This is a genomic window from Raoultibacter phocaeensis (assembly GCF_901411515.1).
GTDB lineage: Bacteria > Actinomycetota > Coriobacteriia > Coriobacteriales > Eggerthellaceae > Raoultibacter > Raoultibacter phocaeensis.
Map to the genome: position 1 here is coordinate 1,263,001 of NZ_CABDUX010000002.1, position 18,416 is coordinate 1,281,416.

Here is an 18,416-nt window from a genome sequence, read left to right on the forward strand (position 1 = left end):
CGCTGTGCCTCGCCCCGTCTTTGCTGCCGAGGATCCTCTATGCGCGGTACAAAGCGATCGTCCCGACGTTCAGATCCTTCTCGACCGTCGAGATGAAATCGGAAACGGTGCGGGGCATATACCCTTCCGCTTCGACCGTGATGCTGTAGTCGGCCGGCTCGATCTGGCGGAACCAGAAATCCCCGAAGTCGTCGGATTCGGTTTCCCTCGTCTGTCCCGTGGCGCTATCGGTGAGGATGACCTTGGCGCCGATGATGACTTCCTCCTCCTCAAGATCGGCGATTTCCCCGCCGATGAAGCGCTTGGGAAGATTCAGGTAGTACACGCCGGGGCCCGTACCGAATTCGGGATGGAGCTTCTCCGCGGCGTCGAGCTCGCCGGCGAAGTCCTCGATATCGCCGAACCGCAGCGCATCGTGAGCGCACGCCTCGACGCAGCGCGGCACCGTCCAGCCGTCGTCGAGCAAGTGGGCGCAGCCCGTGCATTTCTGCGGAATGTCGAGCTCCTCGTTCCAGAACACCTTGTGATACGGGCACGCTTCCGCGATGGCCTTCTGGCCCTTCGCCTTCACCGGGTCGATGACGACCAGTCCGTCGTCGCGGCGGTACACGGCGCCGTCCTTCGCCGCAGCCATGCACGGGGCGTTTTCGCAATGCTGGCACATGATCGGCGTGTAGGCGACGGTGACCTTCGGAACCTGGCCGCGCTCCTTCTCCTCGACGTTGAGCCATTGCTGGCCCACATCGGGCTGCGGAGCGGCATAGGGCATCCAATCGTTGTCGCAATGCTCGTCTTTGCACACAAGCTGGCAGCTGCGGCAGCCGACGCACTTGGCTACATCTATGACAAAGGTCTTCATGGGGCTACCTTCCTTCCTCGATGATGCAGGATTCGGCCACGTGACCCGTGTCCTTGTCGTAGAACTTCGCAAACTCGACCGGATACTGCTTGGCAAGCTCGAACACGTCGACTTTCGCGATGTTGATCAGGAAGCTGTTCGTAACCTCGCCGGGGCAGTTCTTCGACGTGGTGTTGGACGGGCAGATGAGGTTGTTCGCGCCGCCGCGGTCGAACTCGCCGATGACGATGCTGTCGACGCGCGCGCCGTGGTCCTGGTACAGCGCGCCCGGGATCACGCGCTCGCTCAGGCGCACGCCGCCCAAAACGGCACCGCGCTCGTTGAATATCTTGCAGATGTCGCCGTCGTGCAGGTTCAAGCGGCCGGCATCCAGGGGGTTGACCCAGATGGGTTCGTACATATAGCCGTCGGGGCCTTTGACCTTGCAGGTCTCGAACTCGCGCATCCAGGTGTTGTCGTCGTTGTTCGCATGCACGCGCCAACGGGGGTGGTTCGTGATGAGCAAAAACGGATACTCTTTTGCGCGGGGATGCAGCAGGCTCTCGGTATGGGATTCCCCGTACGGCACGAAGTGCGGAACGGGGGGACGCTCGACGTCGTCGGGATAATGCTCGGCGAGCGCGGTGGAGTAGAACTCGACCTTGCCGGTCGGTGTGGACAGCGGCTCGCTATCGGGATCCTCATACCACGGACGCATGTGCAGGCGGTCGTTTTCCCAGTTCTCGGCGGTGGGAACGACGAAATAGCCCTTCTCCATCCACTCTTCGTAGGTGAGGTACTTCTCGCATCCGGAGTTCTCGAAGCCCTTCTTGATGAGCTCTTCCTCGGTGCCCTCGGCGTACTGCTCGTACAGACCGAGCTTCTTGGCCACCTCGCCCACGGCCTCCCAGTCGGAAAGGGACTCGCCGACATGGGGGACGGCCTGCTCTTCATGGAGGATCATGTTGTATTGACCGGAGAACAGGTCGGCGGAGATGTCGTTGACCTCAAGCTTCGTGGTGGTGGGAAGAATGATGTCCGCGAACAGGGCGTCGTTCTCGAGCCACGGGTGCTGGGCGACGATGAACTGCAGGTTCGGATGGCGCAGGGCGCGCTGCATCTCGTTGCCGCCGTTCCAGCAGGTCTGCCAGCAGGGGCTGTCGGTCCAAATCATATGGATCTCGCCGGCTCCGGGCTGCGGGAAGTCCCATTCGATGAACTGGTCCTGAGCGGGCATGCCCGCGATGACGTGACCGCCCGACCAATGGACCGGCGGGTTCATGATGGCCTGGGGGATGAGCGTCTTCGGGATGAAGTTCACCGGCTCGGTGAGCATGGCCCAGCCGTGGTACACGGAGTTCATGTCGGGCTGGAGCTCGCAGCGCGGGAAGGGGTAGATGTCATCGATTCCGAACAGGCCGACGTCCATGAAGTTGATCTGCCCGGCACCGGGCTTGCCGAGCTGCTGCATGGTGAGCAGGCAGACTTCCAACCGGGCGGGCTCGCTCGAATACGCGGCGCGGATGAGGCCGCCGCCCGCGCAGTGGCCGATCGACACGGCGTGCTTCGCCCAGTAGCGGGCAAGCGCCTTGATCTGGCGGGCCGAGACGCCAGTGATGGGGGCAGCCCATGCCGGAGTCTTCGCAACGCCGTCCTCCCCGCCCAGAATGTAGCGCTCGAACCAGTCGAAGCCGACGGAGTGCGATTCGACCCACGCGCGGTCGTAGAGGCCCTCCTTCATCCACACGTACGCGATGGCGCACTGCAGCGCGGCGTCGGTGTTGGGAAGCACGGGAATCCACTTGTCGGCGTGGGCTGCAGCGGCGTAGTTCAGGTCGGGAGTGATGAATATCTGCTTGATGCCGGCCTCGGTGAAGAAGCTTTCGACGCGGCCGGGCATCATGCCGCCCCATCCCCACGGCGTGGTTTCGGGATCGCCCGACCACATGATCACGCAGTCGCCGTTCTCGGCGATATCCTTGAAGAGGTTCTCGGTATGGGCCTGCTTGCCGACGGGGTCCATGCCCCAGATGTGCTTGGCTCCCCAAGTCCAACCTTCCCACGAATCGGGCTGGCGGGCTTGCAGGGTGTAGCCGCCTAAAAGATCGAGGAGCTTGCCCGGGCAGCCGTGCGCAGCGTGGATGATCTTCGATTCGCCGTGGCCGTCGATCTGGGCCAGCACGGCGAAGGGACCGTATTCGCCGTAGATGCGCTTCAACTCCGAGGCGATGATGTCGGTAGCCTCGTCCCAGCTGATGCGCACGTACTTGGCTTCGCCGCGGGTTTCGGGATGGCGCTCGCCGTTCGGATCCCAATCGACGCGCTTGAGCGGATAGGGCACGCGGTTCTTCGAGTAGACGCGCTTCTTGTACGCGTACTGCAAGGGGGTGGGAAGCGTACGGGTCTTCGGCTCGAGCACCGCCCCGTTGCGGGCCGTGATCTTCCAGGGACGCATGCTCTCGTACTCGTATTTCTCATCGTAGTGCATGGGGCGTATCCGCAGGATCTTCCCGTCTTTCACATCGACGGCAGCGGAGTTGGAGCCCAATCCGAAGCCGCAGAGACCCAAAGATTTGTATACCGTTTTGCCACCGGTTTCTGGCATTGCTTCTCCTTCCTCAAGACTTTCGTTCGCACGATGCATCCCTGTCGCTTTTCGCGCTCAGCGGGTAACGGGGCGCACCCGTCAGGCATCCTGCTTTCCTTCGACTGCTTGGTTTTCGCATGATCTCAAAGCAAACAAGCAAGCGCGCCGTCTGCGTTGCCGCAAGACGAAAACGCGCCTCTCCCCCTTTCGCCGCCTTGTGTAGTATGATGGTGCCGGCGCTTTTGCCGAAGCCCGGCGCCCCAGGCGCGTCTGCCAGGACGGAACCTCGTTCGAGTGTATAGGCCCCAGCCCCGACGGGCTATACCTCGATTCGCTTGAAAGACCCCGGATGCATACCGCATGCTGAGGTAATCGCCGAGTTGAAGGACGAACTATGGAAGCCAAGAAACCGAAAGACGCCGCCGCAAAAACTGCCTCGTCCCCGCACAACGCAACGATGTCCCCCGTCTTGCAAGCCCCCGTCCGCACGACGAGCCGAACGGCCGCCGACCCCATCGGCGCCGAGCCGGAAAAGGAAGGCGAGCCGCCCGCATGGGCGCGCTACACCAACATCCCCTTCAGGCTCTTGGGCTACGGGATCTTGATGGGATGGCATTTTCTGCTCATCTACTTCTCGACGGCTGCGGCCGCAACCGAACCCGATGCGCACGTGCTCCTTCTGCGGCAGCTCACCTTGAACGCCGCCTTGGCGGTAACGTTCATCGGCCTCTCGCTGACGGGACGGGCGCCTCAGGTTTTGAAACCGCTTCTCTCCCTACCCGCGATATCGGGGGTGGCGGCAACGGGCACCGCCGCAACGGCGGGAATCATATACGCGCAGCTCTTCGGAGCGAACATCGCCACCGTCGCATGCATGGCCGTCGCAGGAGCCTCCGAGGGGCTGCTGCTGTTCGCGTGGCTGCACTTCTACTCCGAAACGGAGACGAACTACGCAACGCAATACATCGCGACCTCGATCGTCATCGGCGCGTTGGCGGCGTTCTTCATACGCCATCTCACCGTCGAGATCGCGTGGGGCTGCTTCGTAACGCTGCCTGCGATATCGGCCGCCATGCTCGCGATCAGCATCCGCCAAACGCCCGTCCGCAGCGCCGACCGCGGGGGACGCGGACTGACCGACCACAAAGGCGCCGTGCGCCCGCTTGTCGCCTGCGCGGCGAACCTTGCCGTGTTCAGCGCGGCGTTCGGCTTTCTACAGGGAAGCATACTGCCCGACGGCAACACCGTTTTGGCCGCCTTCACCCCCAATGCGGCCATCGGCGCGGCCGCTGCCGGGGCGATGGCCATGGTGGTATACAGGAAGATAGCGGGTAGGCGGGCACCCGAGTTGCTGCGCCGGGTGTCCATCGTGGTGTTCGCGGCCGGCGTCATGGGGGCGGTATACCCCTGGGCCCCCGCGAAGGAGATCGCGGGGATGGCCATCATGGCCGGCTTCATGATCGTCGACATCACAAGCCTCGTGCACGTCGTGAAGGTCATTCGCTCCTACGACATAGCCTCGGCGTTCGCCATCGGGCTCAATCGCGCGGTCGAGTACTCCGCGTTCGGCGTATCCATCGCGGCGGGAGCGCTGCTCGCCCGCACGGCGGGAGCCGACCCCCTGTATCCGCTTTACGTGGGCGGCGCGGTGACGATACTCACGCTGGCCTACGTCATGGCGTGCATGGGCGGCGGCCCCCTCGACTGGATCGCTTCCCTGTTTCCGGAAAAGGCGCTTGCCGAAGAGGGCGAGGAAACGCTCTCTTCATCCCCTCATGGGGCGGCTGCCTCCAACGCTCCTTGCGATGCCAGGCCCGGACAGCTGACGCTCGGATACTTCAGGCTGAAGTGCCGCGCGGTGTGCGAGCAGTCCAACCTCTCGCCGCGCGAATCGGAGGTGCTCGTGCTCATGGCGAAGGGGCGCAACGCCGAGTACATACAAAACGCCCTGACGATATCGAACTACACCGCGAGAACGCACATCGCCAACGTCTATCGCAAGTGCGACGTTCACTCGCTTCAGGAGCTCATCGACAAAGTCGAGCAAACCGACGTCGAAAACGCCTGAAGAGCAGCATCGTTTCCTTCCGCCTACTGCTTCTTGCGTGAGGCGAAACCGCATTTAACGCAAGCCGCTCGATGCCGTTTAGGCGCAGGGCGGCTATAGTTTTGCCATGGGTTGCTCTGCCAGGACAGCGCCGTTGAGTCGCACTTCACAACAACGTCACTCGAAAAGCTGGGAGGTACCATGAGCGAGAAAGATCAATCGTTTTCCATGGGTCGTCGATGGTTGGTTTTCTCCATCGTCTTCATCATCGGAATTCTGTCGGCGTACAGCATGTTCAAAGCGCCGCCTTTGTTTTCGACGATCATTCCCGAACTCGGATTCACTGACGAGAACATCGGATGGGTCATGTCTATGTTCTCGATCATCGGCGTCGTGCTTGCATTCCCGGCAGGCGCGATCCTCGCAAAGCTGGGTATCAAAAAGAGCCTCGTCATCACTGCCGCGAGTTTGGCCATCGGCAGCGCAATAGGGGCCGTAGCCAACGATGTTCCGGTTCTTTTGGCTTCGCGTTTCATCGAGGGAATCGGCATGGGCTTGATTTCGGTTGTCGGGCCGGCCGCCATTGCGACCATCATCCCGCGTGCGAAACAGGGTCTGGCGATGGGCATTTGGTCGGTATGGTTCCCTGCAGGCACCGTTCTCGCGTTCAACACCGCCCCCGCGCTGGCCGCAAGCCTCGGATGGCGCTCGGTATGGTGGGTCGCCGCAGCGCTTTGCCTGGCGGCCCTCGTATTCGCGCTGGTATGCTATGCGCAGCCGCCGGCCGAGAAGGTCGAAGAAGGGCACGTTGCGGGAGGCATCACACGCAAGCCCGACATGTTCAGCATCATGATGGTCGCCATAGCGTTCATGACATGGAACGCATTCAACGCCGGTGCCATCAGCAGCTTTTACCCCACGTTTTTGGCCGACGTCCATGCGATGGACCCCCAAACGTCGGGCTTCGTCGCAAGTATCACTAACCTGTGCGTACTGGCGCTCGGCCCCATCTCGGGCATCGTATCGGACAAGCTCGGCACGCGCAAAGGACTGCTCGTGTTCGCATTCGTGGGAGCAGTCGTATTCTTGACGTTCGGTTTCTCCGACAACCTCGCGCTCATCTACGTGTTCGTGATCGGGTTCGCATTCTTCTCGGCGTCGTGCGCGACGGGCACGTTCTCCATCATCCCCGAGCTCACGCACCAGCCCGAAAAGATCGGATTCAGCATGGCCATCGTCGCATTTCTGCAAAATCTCGGCATCGTCATCGGCTCGGCCGTCTTCCCGGTAGTCGCCGCCGGACTTGCCTGGGACTGGAACACCGCCTCGCTCGCATTCTGCGTACCGCTGGCTGTCGTCGGATTGATCTGCGTCATCCTCGTACGCGAGAAAGCGAACCGCAGCTGATCGACGCGGATTCGAACCCTTTGGCCGCTTTGGCTCACCTGCGAAGCCTCCGTGCGCAGCGCAGTTGGGCAGGTTGATTTCGACAGAAGGAGGTAGGTATGGACCGAGCGGAATTCATGGCACTGGACCCGTCAAAGAAGGCCGAAAAGCTGAACGCGCTTATCGCCGAAGGCAAAAGCCAAAAGGAAGCTATGGATGCCTGCAACGTCACCATCAGGGATCTCATGGCGACGCAGGTGCTTTTTTCAAAATCAGAAGGAGCATTCATCTCCAAAGCAGTGGGTGGTTTTTCGAACTTCCACAGCGATACGACCGCCGAAGCTGCAAAGTAATGGTTTTTTGCGATTGCGGAAGCCACGCGCATCCAGCTGAGTTGTCTGCGTAACCGCTGGTCAAGCGATGGTTATCCCGTATCGCATGAGTATTCTTTTTATCGCATTGCCGATAAGAGAGGAGGCACAATGTCAAGAGAATCGATCGTAGAAAAGCTGAGCGAGCGCCATGAGGGGGTGGAGCATTTCTACACCACGTGCCACAACAACGGTTGCTGGGATGCAACCTGCCTCATAAAGTGCAGCGTGAAAGACGGCAAGATCGTCTCCATCGAGCCGGACGATTCCGTGAATGCGGGCGTTGCGCGCGAAGATGACGACGAACAAGCCGTGCAGACCGGCATGCTCCAAGCCCGCGCGTGCCCCATGGGGCACGCATGGCGCCAGGAGCTGTACTCCGAAGATCGCCTGCTGTACCCCATGAAACGCGTCGGCGAAAAAGGCGCGGGCAAAGGCCACTTCGAACGCATCTCCTGGGAGGAGGCGCTCGACACCATCGCGAGCAAGATGAAGCAGATGGCGGAAGAGAACCCCGACAACCCGTGGCTGTACTACTGCTATTACGTAGCGTTCGAAAGCTCCGATTTTCCGTTCGCATCCTACATGCCCGGCACCATCACCGGCTGGGGCGACCATTCCACCTCAGGCGGTGCTGCAGCTGAAGATTTCCATCTGGGCGTTCGCCTGACCGACATCCTGATCAAAGGCACAAGCGACGCTTACCCCGGCTTCGAGGCTCCCGACCTGCTGAACTCCAAGCTGGTTGTTCTCTGGGGCTTCGATCCCATGGTCGCCTGGTTCGGTCATGTTCCCTACTACATGAAGCTCGCCCAGGAACGCGGCTGCAAGTTCATCCTGATCGATCCGGTATACAACGTCAGCGCCGAATGCCTGGGCGCCCAGTGGATTCCCATCCGCCCCGGCACCGACACCGCGTTCGGCCTCGCTGTCGCCCACGTCCTCTATACCGAGGATCTCTACGACCACGACTATGTTGCCGAGTGGGTCGAACCCGAGGGGTTCGAAGCATGGCGCACATACATTGTCGGCGAAGTCGACGGCGTGGAGCACACCCCTGAGTGGGCCGAGCCTATCTGCGGCATCCCCGCCGAGACCATCCGTGAATTCGCTCGCTACTACGCATCTATGAAACCTGTACACCTCCAGCAGATGTACGGCGTCTCGAAGCGCAACCTGGGCGATTACGCAGCGGCGGTCGCCATGCTCCTTCAAGCCATGACCGGCAACCTCTCCATTCCGGGCGGCTGCGAAGGCGGCGGCGCGTCTCTGGTAACCCAGCCTCGCGTGTTCCCCCCGGTTCCCGACACCGGCCAGATCAAGGGCGACGTGGTAAATCCCATCACGAACAATAACAACAAGGTCACCGAGATCATGCACTGCCAGAAGCTCTACGCTGCCGGCGAGATCACCGAAGAGGAGTTCCGTCGGCGCATCGGCTGCCCGAAGGGAAGCCCGCTTCCCAACCTCAAGATGGCCATCATCCCGAACAACTACATCAACAACCAGCACGATGTTTCCAAGCGCATGGCAGGGTTCGCCGACATGGAGTTTTCCTGGGGCTGGCAGTACTTCCCCGACCAGCCGTCCATCGAGTTTCTGGACATCGTGCTCCCGTCCCCGATCATCCAATTCGAATCCACCGACATGCACTTCTTCGGCATCAACCGCTACTGGGGCGCACCGGCCGGTATGCAGAACTACTTTTTGTTCGCAGGCAAGGGCGTCAATCCCCCGGGCGAGATCCGCTCGAAGGATTGGGTGTGGATGGAGCTGGCGCGCCGCCTCGGCTTCGCCGACAAGTACTGCCCGAAGATGCTGGACGTCACCGATTGGCGCGATTGGGACGAGCAGGTCATCGAGCGCATCTACAAACCCGCATACGAGGAGTGGGCCAAAGACGAGACCGGGATGCTGGAATACAGCGGGGTCGTGCCGCCCTCGTGGGAGGAGTTCCAGAAGATGCCGATCATCCGCGTTCCCGGCGAACCCGGCGAATGGTTCCATCCCTTCAAGAACACTATCCCGTGGGGCAGGTCTCCCTTCAAAACGCCTTCCGGCAAGATCGAATTCGAAAGCTCGTACGTGAAGAACACCGATCTGACCCAAACCCGTTACGGCGGAAAGATGGACGCCTATCCCCGCTGGCAGCCGACCTACCAGGATCTACCCGCAAACGACAGCTACTACCATCCGTGGACGAAGAACTACCCGCTGTCGATGGTCACCCCAGTTTCCACGTACCGCCAGCACTCCTCAAACGACCGGAACCCTTGGCTGAAGGGCGATTGCTACGATCACATGGTTCGCATGTCACCGGCAGATGCGGCGGACCGCGGCATCAAGACCGGCGACCGTGTTTTGGTATACAACCAGTTCGGCGAAGTGGAGATCACCGCATACGTCTCATCCAAGCTGCTTCCCGGCACAGTATCCATCGGCCACGGCGAGTGGTCCCGGTTTGACAACGTCCGCAAGTCCAAGCTCATGCCCTACGGCATCGACACTGCGGGCAACTGCAACCTCCTCATCGGGGATACGCATCTGCCCCATGTTGTAGGAGCGCTGCTGACAGCAGGTCTTGTGGAAATCAGGAAGGTAGGCGATGAGTAATGACGCAGTACGGTTTTTACTTCGACCAGGGCAGATGCTATGGCTGCAAAGCCTGCACCGTCGCGTGCAAGGATTGGAACGATATCGAGCCCGGGCCAGAAAAGTGGATGAGCGTGTACATGTGGGAGAAGGGCACGTTCCCGAATACCTCTATCGGGATCCTGGCGTTCAACTGCGGCCATTGCGATAACCCGGTATGTGTTTCCGCCTGCGATCGGGGAGCTGTGTTCAAGGAAGAGAAGTACGGTGCTGTCTTGGTCGATCAAGACTTGTGCGAGGGCGACCGCAACTGTTTTGCAGCATGCCCCTACGGTGCTCCGAAGTTCGCGAGCGACGATGCCGGCACCAAGATGAGCAAGTGCACCATGTGCATCGACCGTCTTGAGAAAGGCGAGCTGCCCACCTGCGTGGCGGCGTGTCCGATGCGCGCCTTGGATTTCGGCCCCATCGACGAGCTGGTCGAGAAGTACGGCGACATTCGCCAGATCGAGACGATGCCCTCTGCCGACATCACGACCCCCAACTGGATCGCGAAGCCGAACCCGCCCAAGGAGCAGCTGATTCCCTACGATGTTGAAAAGGCAATCGAACTTACCAAACCGCGCACGAAGACCGACGATGTGTACTCCGACATCAAGAACCTCACGGAATTCGAAAGCGACGTCATCTGCGCAACCGAACTGTGTATGAAGAACGCCACCGTCGCTGAAGTGATGGCCGCTACGTCAAGCGACCAAGGATAAGGAGCCCGCGTACTCGGGGTGCGGCCTTCAGTTCGGGCCGCACCCTTTTTTGTTTCAGATGCCAGCGATCCTCGCATTCGAGCGACGCTGCGAAACACGGCCGCTATCTGGTGCCCGAACCCGTTGCCTACCTGCGCGAGGATGCAGAGTCGCCAGTCACCGGAATGCGAATGACGACGCGGGCGCCGAGAACGCCACCCGCCCTCCCGATCCTGTTGGAAAGCTCCACCGTACCGCCGCACGAGCGCGCTGCCTCGGACGCCGTAGAAAGGCCGATGCCGTAATGCCCGCCTGAAACCGCACCGGTTCGAGAAGCATCTCCGCAAAAGAAGCGCTCGCAGCCGTGCTCGAGGGCTTCGGGCGAAAAGCCCGGCCCGTCGTCTTCGACCTCGATCGCAAAAACGGTGCGCCCATCTTCGAAGCCGAAACCGAGGTCTATTTGGTCGTGCGCGTAATCGAGCGCATTCGCAACAACGTTGAGAACGGCTCGCCCAAGCGCCTCGCGGTCAGCCTCGATACACGCGTCTGCGAGCGCCGGATCGTACGTGGCTTCAAGTGCGACATTCGCCGTACGGGCGAGAGCGCCCGCCTCGCTGCCGAGCTCGGCAGCGAAAGCGTCGAGCGAAACGGGTTCCTTCGCCCCAACTGCCGCTTCGCCGTGCGAAACCTCGATGAGCAGGCGAACGTAGTCGTCGAGCCGCTCTGCCGCCGCAGCAGCATCGCGGGCCGCAGCGGCGATATCCGCAAGCCCGTCGGACGAAGACATGCACGGCGCGTCTACCGCGCCGCAAAGATCGACTCCATGTGCAAGCCCCTCGGGCGCAAGCGAGCCCTGCGTGTCTGCCGTGCCTGAAAGCCCAGCCGTTTCAAGTGCATCCGCAAGCTTGGTCGCTGCAGGCACGCCGTGGGCATCGACTCCATGCGCAAGCCCAGCCGTCTTAGCCATATCCCCTGCTTCTTCGGCGACGTAGTCGGCGTTAGCCCGCACCACGGTGAGGGGCGTTTTGAGATCGTGGGCGAGCGCGGCTACCTGGTTTCGCTGCGCCTGCTCGGCGCGCCAATGGGCCTCAAGCGATTCTTTGAGCGAAAAGCGCATGCGCTCCATCGCCTCGAGCACCTCGTTCACCTGCCGCACATTGCTCGACCCCACCTGAAACTCGAGGTCCTCGTTCGCTATCCTGTCTGCTGCATCGGTAAGCGGTGCCATCGTGCGCGCGATAACGCGGCTCGCACGATGCGAGATGAGCAGAATGGCCGCAACGCTTCCCGCGCATGCGGCAATCAGCATGAGATCTTGGGGGTTGGGCAGCGCATCGCGCAGCGCACGTGAAGTAAACTGCGGCATGAACTCGCTTACCAACAGGCACATCGTGTTGTCGGGAAGCCTGAACACCGTGTAGGTTGCCCCGTTGCGCCCGGTTACCGCAGCAGGTTCTTTTCCGGGCTCGCCGTCCTCGCTGCCGAGACGTTCGCGAACGACATCCAGAGCAGCTTCCCGTTCTTCATCGGGTATATCGCCCGCAAGCACCGCGCCCGTATCGTCTACAAGCAGGTAGCGGTACGCAGTCGGAACCTCGTCGGCGTCGAATACCTCCGCCGAACGGAGCGCCTCGACCGTCTCTTCTATGTGGCCCGCTCCGTAACTGGCAGCATACACAGCGCCCATGTTGATCGCTATCGAGATCGCGATGAACGAAGCTGCCCACACGGCGATAAGGGCCGCGATGACGTACGCGAAATAGCGTACGATCACCAGCGAAAGAGGGATTCCCCGCTTAAAGGGTCTCAAAGCTGCCATTTGTACCCCACTCCCCAGACGGTTGCAATGGGGTCGGCACCTGCCTGGGCAAGCTTTTTGCGGGCGCGGCTCACATGCATCGATATCGCAGCGTCGTCCGAATCGCTGTCCCAACCGAGCGCCGCCTCGCGAATCTGCTCGCGCGAAAGCACCTGACCACGCCGCCGAGCAAGCAGTTCGCATAGTTCGTACTCGGTGGGCGTGAGCGCAACGGGCACGTCTTCCACGGCAATCTCTTTGGCGCCGAGGTTCAGGCGTACGTTGCCGAACGAGAGGACATGCGTGCATTCTCGCTGATCACGCCGTAGATGCGCACATATCTTCGCCCGCAGCTCGGCAGCTCCGAACGGTTTGCGCACGTAGTCGTCGGCTCCCAGGCCCAAGCCTGCGACGGCATCTTCTTCGGCCACCTTGGCCGTGAGAAACACGATGGGCCCGTCGAAGCGAGGACGGATGCACCGCACGAGATCGAACCCGTCGAGATCGGGCATCATTACATCACAGAGGATGAGGTCGAAACGCGCAAGGTCCATGTCGGGCACGCCCGCGGCCTTCGTGGTGCACACAACCTCGTGCCCGTCGCGCTTGAGCACGCGGGCAAGCGCGTCGAGGATCGCCTGCTCGTCGTCAATCGCCAGTATGCGCGCCATCGTACTCCTTTCGCTCGTCGGTCGTACGTATTGCCCTGTGTATCGGTGTCCGTCCTCTTCCGACCGGTTGCCTTCCGCCAACCGCCGCCTTTGCGGCGCTGCGGACACTTCGCCATGATACCCGACATCTTCAATGATTCCATAGCTCCGCTGTAAGCGAATCGAATGCATGATGTCCGCCAACCTCCGGTAAACGACATGTATCGGAGCGATTTATCGGGCTTAGAAAATACGAACAGGTTTTATTCGGATTCTGCATATCTGAAATGTCGTTTACCGGAGGTTGACGGACGGGCGGCGGACCCCCCCGGCGGGACCCCTCAAAGCCCAATAATCGCCGCCGTGAAGGGTTCCGTAATGCATTCCCGATGCAAGCAAATTCCTTGCTAGCGATAACCCCTGTTCACCGACTTGTCGGTTTCTCGGTGCATGCGGCAGCCTCTCACTTGCGCATCCCGTCGGTGCCTTAAAGCCCATTGAACGCTTCACGGCGGCGGTTTTTGGGCTTCGAGGCGACTTTCCGCCGCCGAAACGCCGTCGGCACATGCCCGTGCCCCGGGAAGGGCGCTGCGTCGATCTGGTTTAACAGCGGAGCATACCGTCACCGCCCAACGTATTCAGCTTGCGTCTTCCTGCAGCGCCCGTTCGGCTTCCTCGGGCACGTCGGATTCGTCGACGCCGCGGTAATGGACGCCCGATGAACCCTTAGCGTCGATTTCGAGGTAGCCCTCGCCCGTCGTTTTGCTGCCGAAGGAGATGATCGTGAGCTCGCGGATATCCCCCCGCTCGGTTGCGGCGTCGATTTTGTACACGTAATTCGTCCCGGCACCCGTCGCATCGCTATAGCTGTCCGTGTAGGCATCTGGCTCGGGCACCTGCGCCCACATCGTGATCACGGGATTGGGCATGAGCCGGTCGAGCACCGACTGCGTCGCCGCACCCCAGCCGCCCGAGCAGCTCGGCAGCAGCAGGACGAGCACCACGAGCACAGCCGCGATCGCGATCACCGAAACCGTTCGGCGCTGCATTCGCTTTCCAGAATCACGCATAGCTTCTTCCTTCCTCGAACTTCTCGAACCACACAAAGAGTCCCGCAAGCGCCGCCACCAACACGACCGAGCACAAGGAACCGGCAACCATCGCAGCATCGCCAACCTGCGAAACGACCTCGATCTGCCCTTGCGCCGAGGCAAGAGCGCCCTCGATTGCAAGCGACCCTAAACGCGTCGGCAGAGCGAACGGCTCGAGGCCGAGCAAGCCCGACCCCACCGCCGTAAGCTCGCCGGTCATGAGACCGTGGGCGAGACCCCCCACCGAGAAGAACGCGAGCACGAGGCCCGCCGCACCCACGCCGATGGAAACGTTTCGCCCGAACCGAAGCGCGAGCGCCGTCATGAGCGCATAGAGAGGCGCGCTGCCGAACGCAAGACCCGCAACCGAAAGCACAAGCGTGCCCGCGCCGAGGGCGAGCTTGCCGGCTGCGGCGAGGATGACGGCAAAGAGCGCGACGGCAAAGGCGAGGGCGAGAAATCCCATGAGCCAGAGCGCCGTGCCCTTGGCCGCGATGGCGATGCGGCGCGAGGGAACGGCGGTGAGGTTCGCAAGTCCGCCCGCACGCCGCTCTTCGTCCACCGCAAGCCCGCACACGATGCCCGCCATAAGGGGCATCATCGCGCCGAGCAGCTGCACGTAGGCGTCCGCTCCCATGGAAGCATCCCATGGCGCAACGGCGAAGTACGCTCCGCAGGCAAGACCCCCGGCAAGCGCGCAGGCAAGGTGCGCGAACACGAGCGGCGAGCGCACAAGGCGCACGAACTCGGAACGGAGCGCTCGCGGAAAGGACATGCGCGGCCTCATAGCTCCTCCGATCGTTTGAGCCACGCGGCGCCCGCAAACGAAAGCGCCGCGAACACTACCGCAGCAACCGCGAGCCCCGCCACCGTGAGCGCACTCGATGCGGCGAGCGCGCCGCCGAGCACCGTATCGGCCGCAAGCGGCTCGCCGCTTGGCAGCACCGGCAAAAACGCCGTGGGGATCACCATGGTGGCAGAGGGCGGGAAAAGCTGCGGTACCGGTATCGCCGACCAGGCGAACCCTCCCACAAGCTGCACCGCCAGCGGCACGAAGATGCCTGCGAGCATGCCCGCACGGGCCGTGAGAAAAAGTCCGACCGGGATCATCCATGCGCTCGTTACCGTAACAACGAGCGCCGCCGCCAGCATCGTAAGCGCCGATGCGAACAGCATGTCCGCACTGGGCACTCCCCCGCCGAACACTGCCGCAACAAGATAGATGGCGAATACAACGAGGTTTGACAGGAGCGAAAGCCCGAGACAGTACGAGACTTTGGCCCACCACGATACGCGAAGTGAGGTGCCGATTCCGAGGATCGAGCGGTTTTTGAGGCGCGCATCGGCATTCGCCACGCACGCCGTCACGAGCGCGATCGTCACAGGCATGAGCAGAGCGTACCAGTAGTTCCAAGGAGAGAACGAAAGCGCACCGCCAAAGCCCGTCATTGCCCCGAAGAGCGCAAACGGCAGCGCCATGACGATGGCCAAGCGCAGAGGTGCCGCATGGCGGAATTTGAGCGCTTCGGCACGCAGCGCCGAGAAGAACGGGGTGCGCACGGACACGGCACCGGCCGCCTGTGCTTCGACGCGCCGAGAGGCGTCGGGCGCAGCGGTTTGCGCGAGCTGCGCTACCTGTGCTGGTTTCCTTCCCTGTTGCGCGCCCATCATGCCGCCCTTCCCTTCCGACATACATCCATGAAGAGCCGCTCGAGATCCTCGTCCGGGCGCAGCACGTCCTCGTAGGCAAGCCTTCCTTCGTAGATGATGCCGATACGGTCGGCCATCTGCTGCACCTCGGAGAGTATGTGGCTCGACACAAGCACTGTAATGCCGCGCTCGGGAAACGAGCGGATCAGGTCGCGCAACTCTTCGATGCCGATGGGATCGAGCCCGTTGGTAGGCTCGTCTAAGATGAGAAGGCGCGGGTGCGCGATGAGCGCAAGCGCGATGCCCAGCCTCTGCTTCATGCCCATCGAAAAGCGGCCTGCGCGCTTCTTGTCGGTGTTTGCGAGGTCGACCGTGCGAAGCACCTCGTCGATCCGCTCGTCCGGAAGGCCGAAGAGCGCCGTACGCACTGCAAGGTTCTCACGTGCGGTGAGGTTGGGGTAGATCGGCGCCTCCTCGATAAGCGAGCCGATCGCGTAGAGGTCGTCGCGCTGCCACGGATGCCCGTCGAAGAGGATTCGGCCTTCCGTGGGGCGCAGCATTCCGCAGATCATCTTGAGCGTAGTCGACTTACCTGCGCCGTTCGGCCCCAAAAGCCCGTACACCTCGCCCTTTCCTATATGCAGGTCCACATCGGCCACGGCCGTCTGGGCGCTATCGCCCCGACCGAAGCGCTTGGTGAGCCCCTGCGTTTCGAGCATGCATTCCATGCCGTCTCCCTTCGCTCGCGCCCGCCGTGCGGCGGGTGCTTTTCGGTTACTGCTACTCAGCATGGAGGCCAAATCTAACGAAGCTGTAACGATACAATGAAAAGAAGAGCTTTCGTCGAAATACCGAAGCGATTTTCCGCAACCGCACTCGAAAATCCTGATCTGGGCACCTCAAGCGCTTGCAAAGAAAGCGGGCGGAAACCCCATGGTAGAATGCTGTGACGATATCGAAAGAAAAGGCCATGGCCAAGGGGGCATCGAACGCCCGCCTTGCAGCCGACAAGACAACGAACAGGCGGGTTTTCCATGGTGCTCAATGAAAAGGACATCCGGAAATACTGCAAGGACAAGCCTCGCGTAATCCTCACCATTGCGACGCACGAAAAAGGCATCGACGAGATCAGAAGTTTCGGCAACAACGGCGCGCCCGTCACGCCAGAAACCCGTTCGTACGAAATAGGCTCCATTTCAAAGGTCGTCCTCTCGACCCTTCTTGCAAAATGCCTGGAGGAAGGCTTATTGAGCCTGAATGACACCATCGATCGATACATCGATCTGCCTCCTGAATGCAGCTACCCGACCATCCTTCAGCTTGCAACCCACACTTCCAGCTACGCCGACCCCGATCTTTTCGACTCCAAACTCGCTGCTCTTTCCTGGTCTTTCTCTTCGAGCAAAAAGCAGTTCAACCCGTTCGCTCGCTTCGGATCCAACTGGCTCATCGATTCGATAGTCAAGGCTTCGCGCAAGCCGCGAAAGACGGAAGGGCGCTTCCGCTACTCGAACTTCGGGTATTCGGTGTTGGGGCGGACGCTCGGAGAGGCGATGAACAGCGCGTATTACGATTACATCACCTCTTACATCAGGGAAGACCTGGGGCTTTCGTCTACTTCCTGCAACTCGAACGAATTTCCTATGGTTCACGGTTTCAAAAAAGACAACGATCTGGGAAATTGGATATGGCTCGATGATTCTGCGTATGCTCCCGCCGGATGCATCTGCTCGACTGCGGCGGATATGCTCGCATTTGCCAAGATGAACCTGTACGACGAGAAAAGCTACCTCACTTACAGCCACCAAAAGCGGGCTTCCGACAAGCATCTCGATGTGGGGCTCGGGTGGATACTCGAAAAAGACGACGACATCATATGGCACAACGGCGAAACGGGTTTGTTTCATGCCGTTCTTGCCTTCAGCAAGAAGAGGGAACGAGCCGTGGTGGTGCTCTCGAATTGCATCACCAGCATGCTTATGCCCGAGGATGCGCTTGCCCTTTCGATCATCAAGGGCGAATAGACGCGTGACCAGGTGCTGACGTTGCTGCGATGTCAAACGTTCGGCGGCGTCTGCGAGAACGAGAACGCTGGAACAAGGTACAATACGCCTCGCACCGAAAACGACCGCACCTGCAACGACCCCATACCGAAGGACGGCTATGAACCATATGATTACCGAGGTCACCTCGAATAAGAAAGACTACCTGGACCTGCTGCTGTTGGCAGACGAGTCGGAAGACATGATCGACAGGTACTTGGACGACGGAAGGCTTTTCGTCCTTAACGACGAGGGAGTCAAATGCGTCGCGGTCGTGGTTGCGTTGGGCGCCGAGGAATGCGAACTCAAAAACATAGCCACCTATCCCGAGCATCAGAACAAGGGATACGGCAAGGCGATGGTCGACTACCTTTCCGAGCAGTACCTGGGCGAATTCAAAGTCATGTACGTCGGCACGGGCGACGTGCCGAAGATCCTGAGATTCTACGAGCGCTGCGGCTTCCGCATCTCGCACCGAGACGAGAACTTCTTCATCGACAACTACGACCACCCCATGTTCGAAGACGGCATCCAGCTGCGCGACATGGTCTATCTCCGCAAGGACGCGTGAGGCTCGGTTCGACCGAGCTTACCCCGAGAAACGGAAAGGCAGCCGACCCG

15 protein-coding genes are annotated in these 18,416 nt (G+C 61.0%); 7 read left to right on the top strand and 8 right to left on the bottom strand.

All coding sequences use genetic code 11. The features are described from left to right. Nucleotides 1-37: 37 nt before the first annotated feature. On the bottom strand, nt 38-859 hold the full coding sequence (locus tag FJE54_RS13290; protein ID WP_139653288.1) for a 4Fe-4S dicluster domain-containing protein: 822 nt from the start codon (nt 857-859) through the stop codon (nt 38-40). 4 nt (nt 860-863) lie between these two features. Beyond that, nucleotides 864-3,443 carry a molybdopterin-dependent oxidoreductase gene (locus tag FJE54_RS13295; protein ID WP_139653289.1) on the bottom strand — a complete coding sequence of 860 codons (2,580 nt, stop codon included), beginning with the start codon at nt 3,441-3,443 and terminating at the stop codon, nt 864-866. A gap of 376 nt (nt 3,444-3,819) precedes the next feature. Between FJE54_RS13295 and FJE54_RS13300 the strand changes: the two genes are divergently transcribed. From FJE54_RS13300 to FJE54_RS13320, 5 genes are all read left to right on the top strand, one after another. Continuing rightward, nucleotides 3,820-5,493, top strand: coding sequence for a helix-turn-helix transcriptional regulator (locus tag FJE54_RS13300; protein ID WP_139653290.1), 1,674 nt, complete (start codon nt 3,820-3,822; stop codon nt 5,491-5,493). A gap of 180 nt (nt 5,494-5,673) precedes the next feature. Continuing rightward, nucleotides 5,674-6,879 carry an MFS transporter gene (locus FJE54_RS13305; protein ID WP_139653291.1) on the top strand — a complete coding sequence of 402 codons (1,206 nt, stop codon included), beginning with the start codon at nt 5,674-5,676 and terminating at the stop codon, nt 6,877-6,879. Nucleotides 6,880-6,977: 98 nt separating this feature from the next. After that, entirely contained in the window at nt 6,978-7,211 is a 234-nt protein-coding gene (locus FJE54_RS13310; RefSeq protein WP_139653292.1) for a hypothetical protein, read from the top strand. A 129-nt stretch (nt 7,212-7,340) separates the two neighbouring features. Further along, complete coding sequence (locus FJE54_RS13315) at nt 7,341-9,842, top strand: molybdopterin-containing oxidoreductase family protein (RefSeq protein WP_139653293.1); 2,502 nt, start codon at nt 7,341-7,343, stop codon at nt 9,840-9,842. Next, entirely contained in the window at nt 9,842-10,585 is a 744-nt protein-coding gene (locus FJE54_RS13320; RefSeq protein WP_139653294.1) for a 4Fe-4S dicluster domain-containing protein, read from the top strand. The genes FJE54_RS13315 and FJE54_RS13320 overlap by 1 nt, the downstream gene beginning before the upstream one ends. 127 nt (nt 10,586-10,712) lie before the next feature. Here FJE54_RS13320 and FJE54_RS13325 read toward each other — a convergent pair whose 3' ends face one another. The 6 genes from FJE54_RS13325 to FJE54_RS13350 all read right to left on the bottom strand — a co-directional run bounded on the left by FJE54_RS13325 (nt 10,713) and on the right by FJE54_RS13350 (nt 16,481). Continuing rightward, entirely contained in the window at nt 10,713-12,383 is a 1,671-nt protein-coding gene (locus tag FJE54_RS13325; protein WP_139653295.1) for a sensor histidine kinase, read from the bottom strand. Beyond that, nucleotides 12,371-13,033 carry a response regulator transcription factor gene (locus tag FJE54_RS13330; protein WP_139653296.1) on the bottom strand — a complete coding sequence of 221 codons (663 nt, stop codon included), beginning with the start codon at nt 13,031-13,033 and terminating at the stop codon, nt 12,371-12,373. Before FJE54_RS13330 ends, FJE54_RS13325 begins: the two co-directional genes overlap by 13 nt. Nucleotides 13,034-13,650: 617 nt before the next feature. Beyond that, nucleotides 13,651-14,082 carry a hypothetical protein gene (locus FJE54_RS13335; RefSeq protein ID WP_139653297.1) on the bottom strand — a complete coding sequence of 144 codons (432 nt, stop codon included), beginning with the start codon at nt 14,080-14,082 and terminating at the stop codon, nt 13,651-13,653. Beyond that, nucleotides 14,075-14,878, bottom strand: a complete 804-nt coding sequence (locus FJE54_RS13340) for an ABC transporter permease (protein WP_255467435.1) — start codon at nt 14,876-14,878, stop codon at nt 14,075-14,077. The genes FJE54_RS13335 and FJE54_RS13340 overlap by 8 nt, the downstream gene beginning before the upstream one ends. Before the next feature lie 8 nt (nt 14,879-14,886). Then, nucleotides 14,887-15,774 carry a lantibiotic immunity ABC transporter MutE/EpiE family permease subunit gene (locus tag FJE54_RS13345; RefSeq protein ID WP_218971935.1) on the bottom strand — a complete coding sequence of 296 codons (888 nt, stop codon included), beginning with the start codon at nt 15,772-15,774 and terminating at the stop codon, nt 14,887-14,889. Next, nucleotides 15,771-16,481 carry a lantibiotic protection ABC transporter ATP-binding protein gene (locus tag FJE54_RS13350; RefSeq protein WP_139653299.1) on the bottom strand — a complete coding sequence of 237 codons (711 nt, stop codon included), beginning with the start codon at nt 16,479-16,481 and terminating at the stop codon, nt 15,771-15,773. The genes FJE54_RS13345 and FJE54_RS13350 overlap by 4 nt, the downstream gene beginning before the upstream one ends. Nucleotides 16,482-16,787: 306 nt before the next feature. Between FJE54_RS13350 and FJE54_RS13355 the strand changes: the two genes are divergently transcribed. Both FJE54_RS13355 and FJE54_RS13360 read left to right on the top strand, forming a co-directional pair. Then, a complete protein-coding gene (locus FJE54_RS13355) occupies nt 16,788-17,777 on the top strand; it encodes a serine hydrolase domain-containing protein (RefSeq protein ID WP_139653300.1) in 990 nt (329 codons plus the stop codon). A gap of 139 nt (nt 17,778-17,916) precedes the next feature. Beyond that, nucleotides 17,917-18,366: a GNAT family N-acetyltransferase gene (locus FJE54_RS13360; protein WP_255467436.1), complete on the top strand. Its 450-nt coding sequence runs from the start codon at nt 17,917-17,919 to the stop codon at nt 18,364-18,366. Nucleotides 18,367-18,416 lie beyond the last annotated feature (50 nt).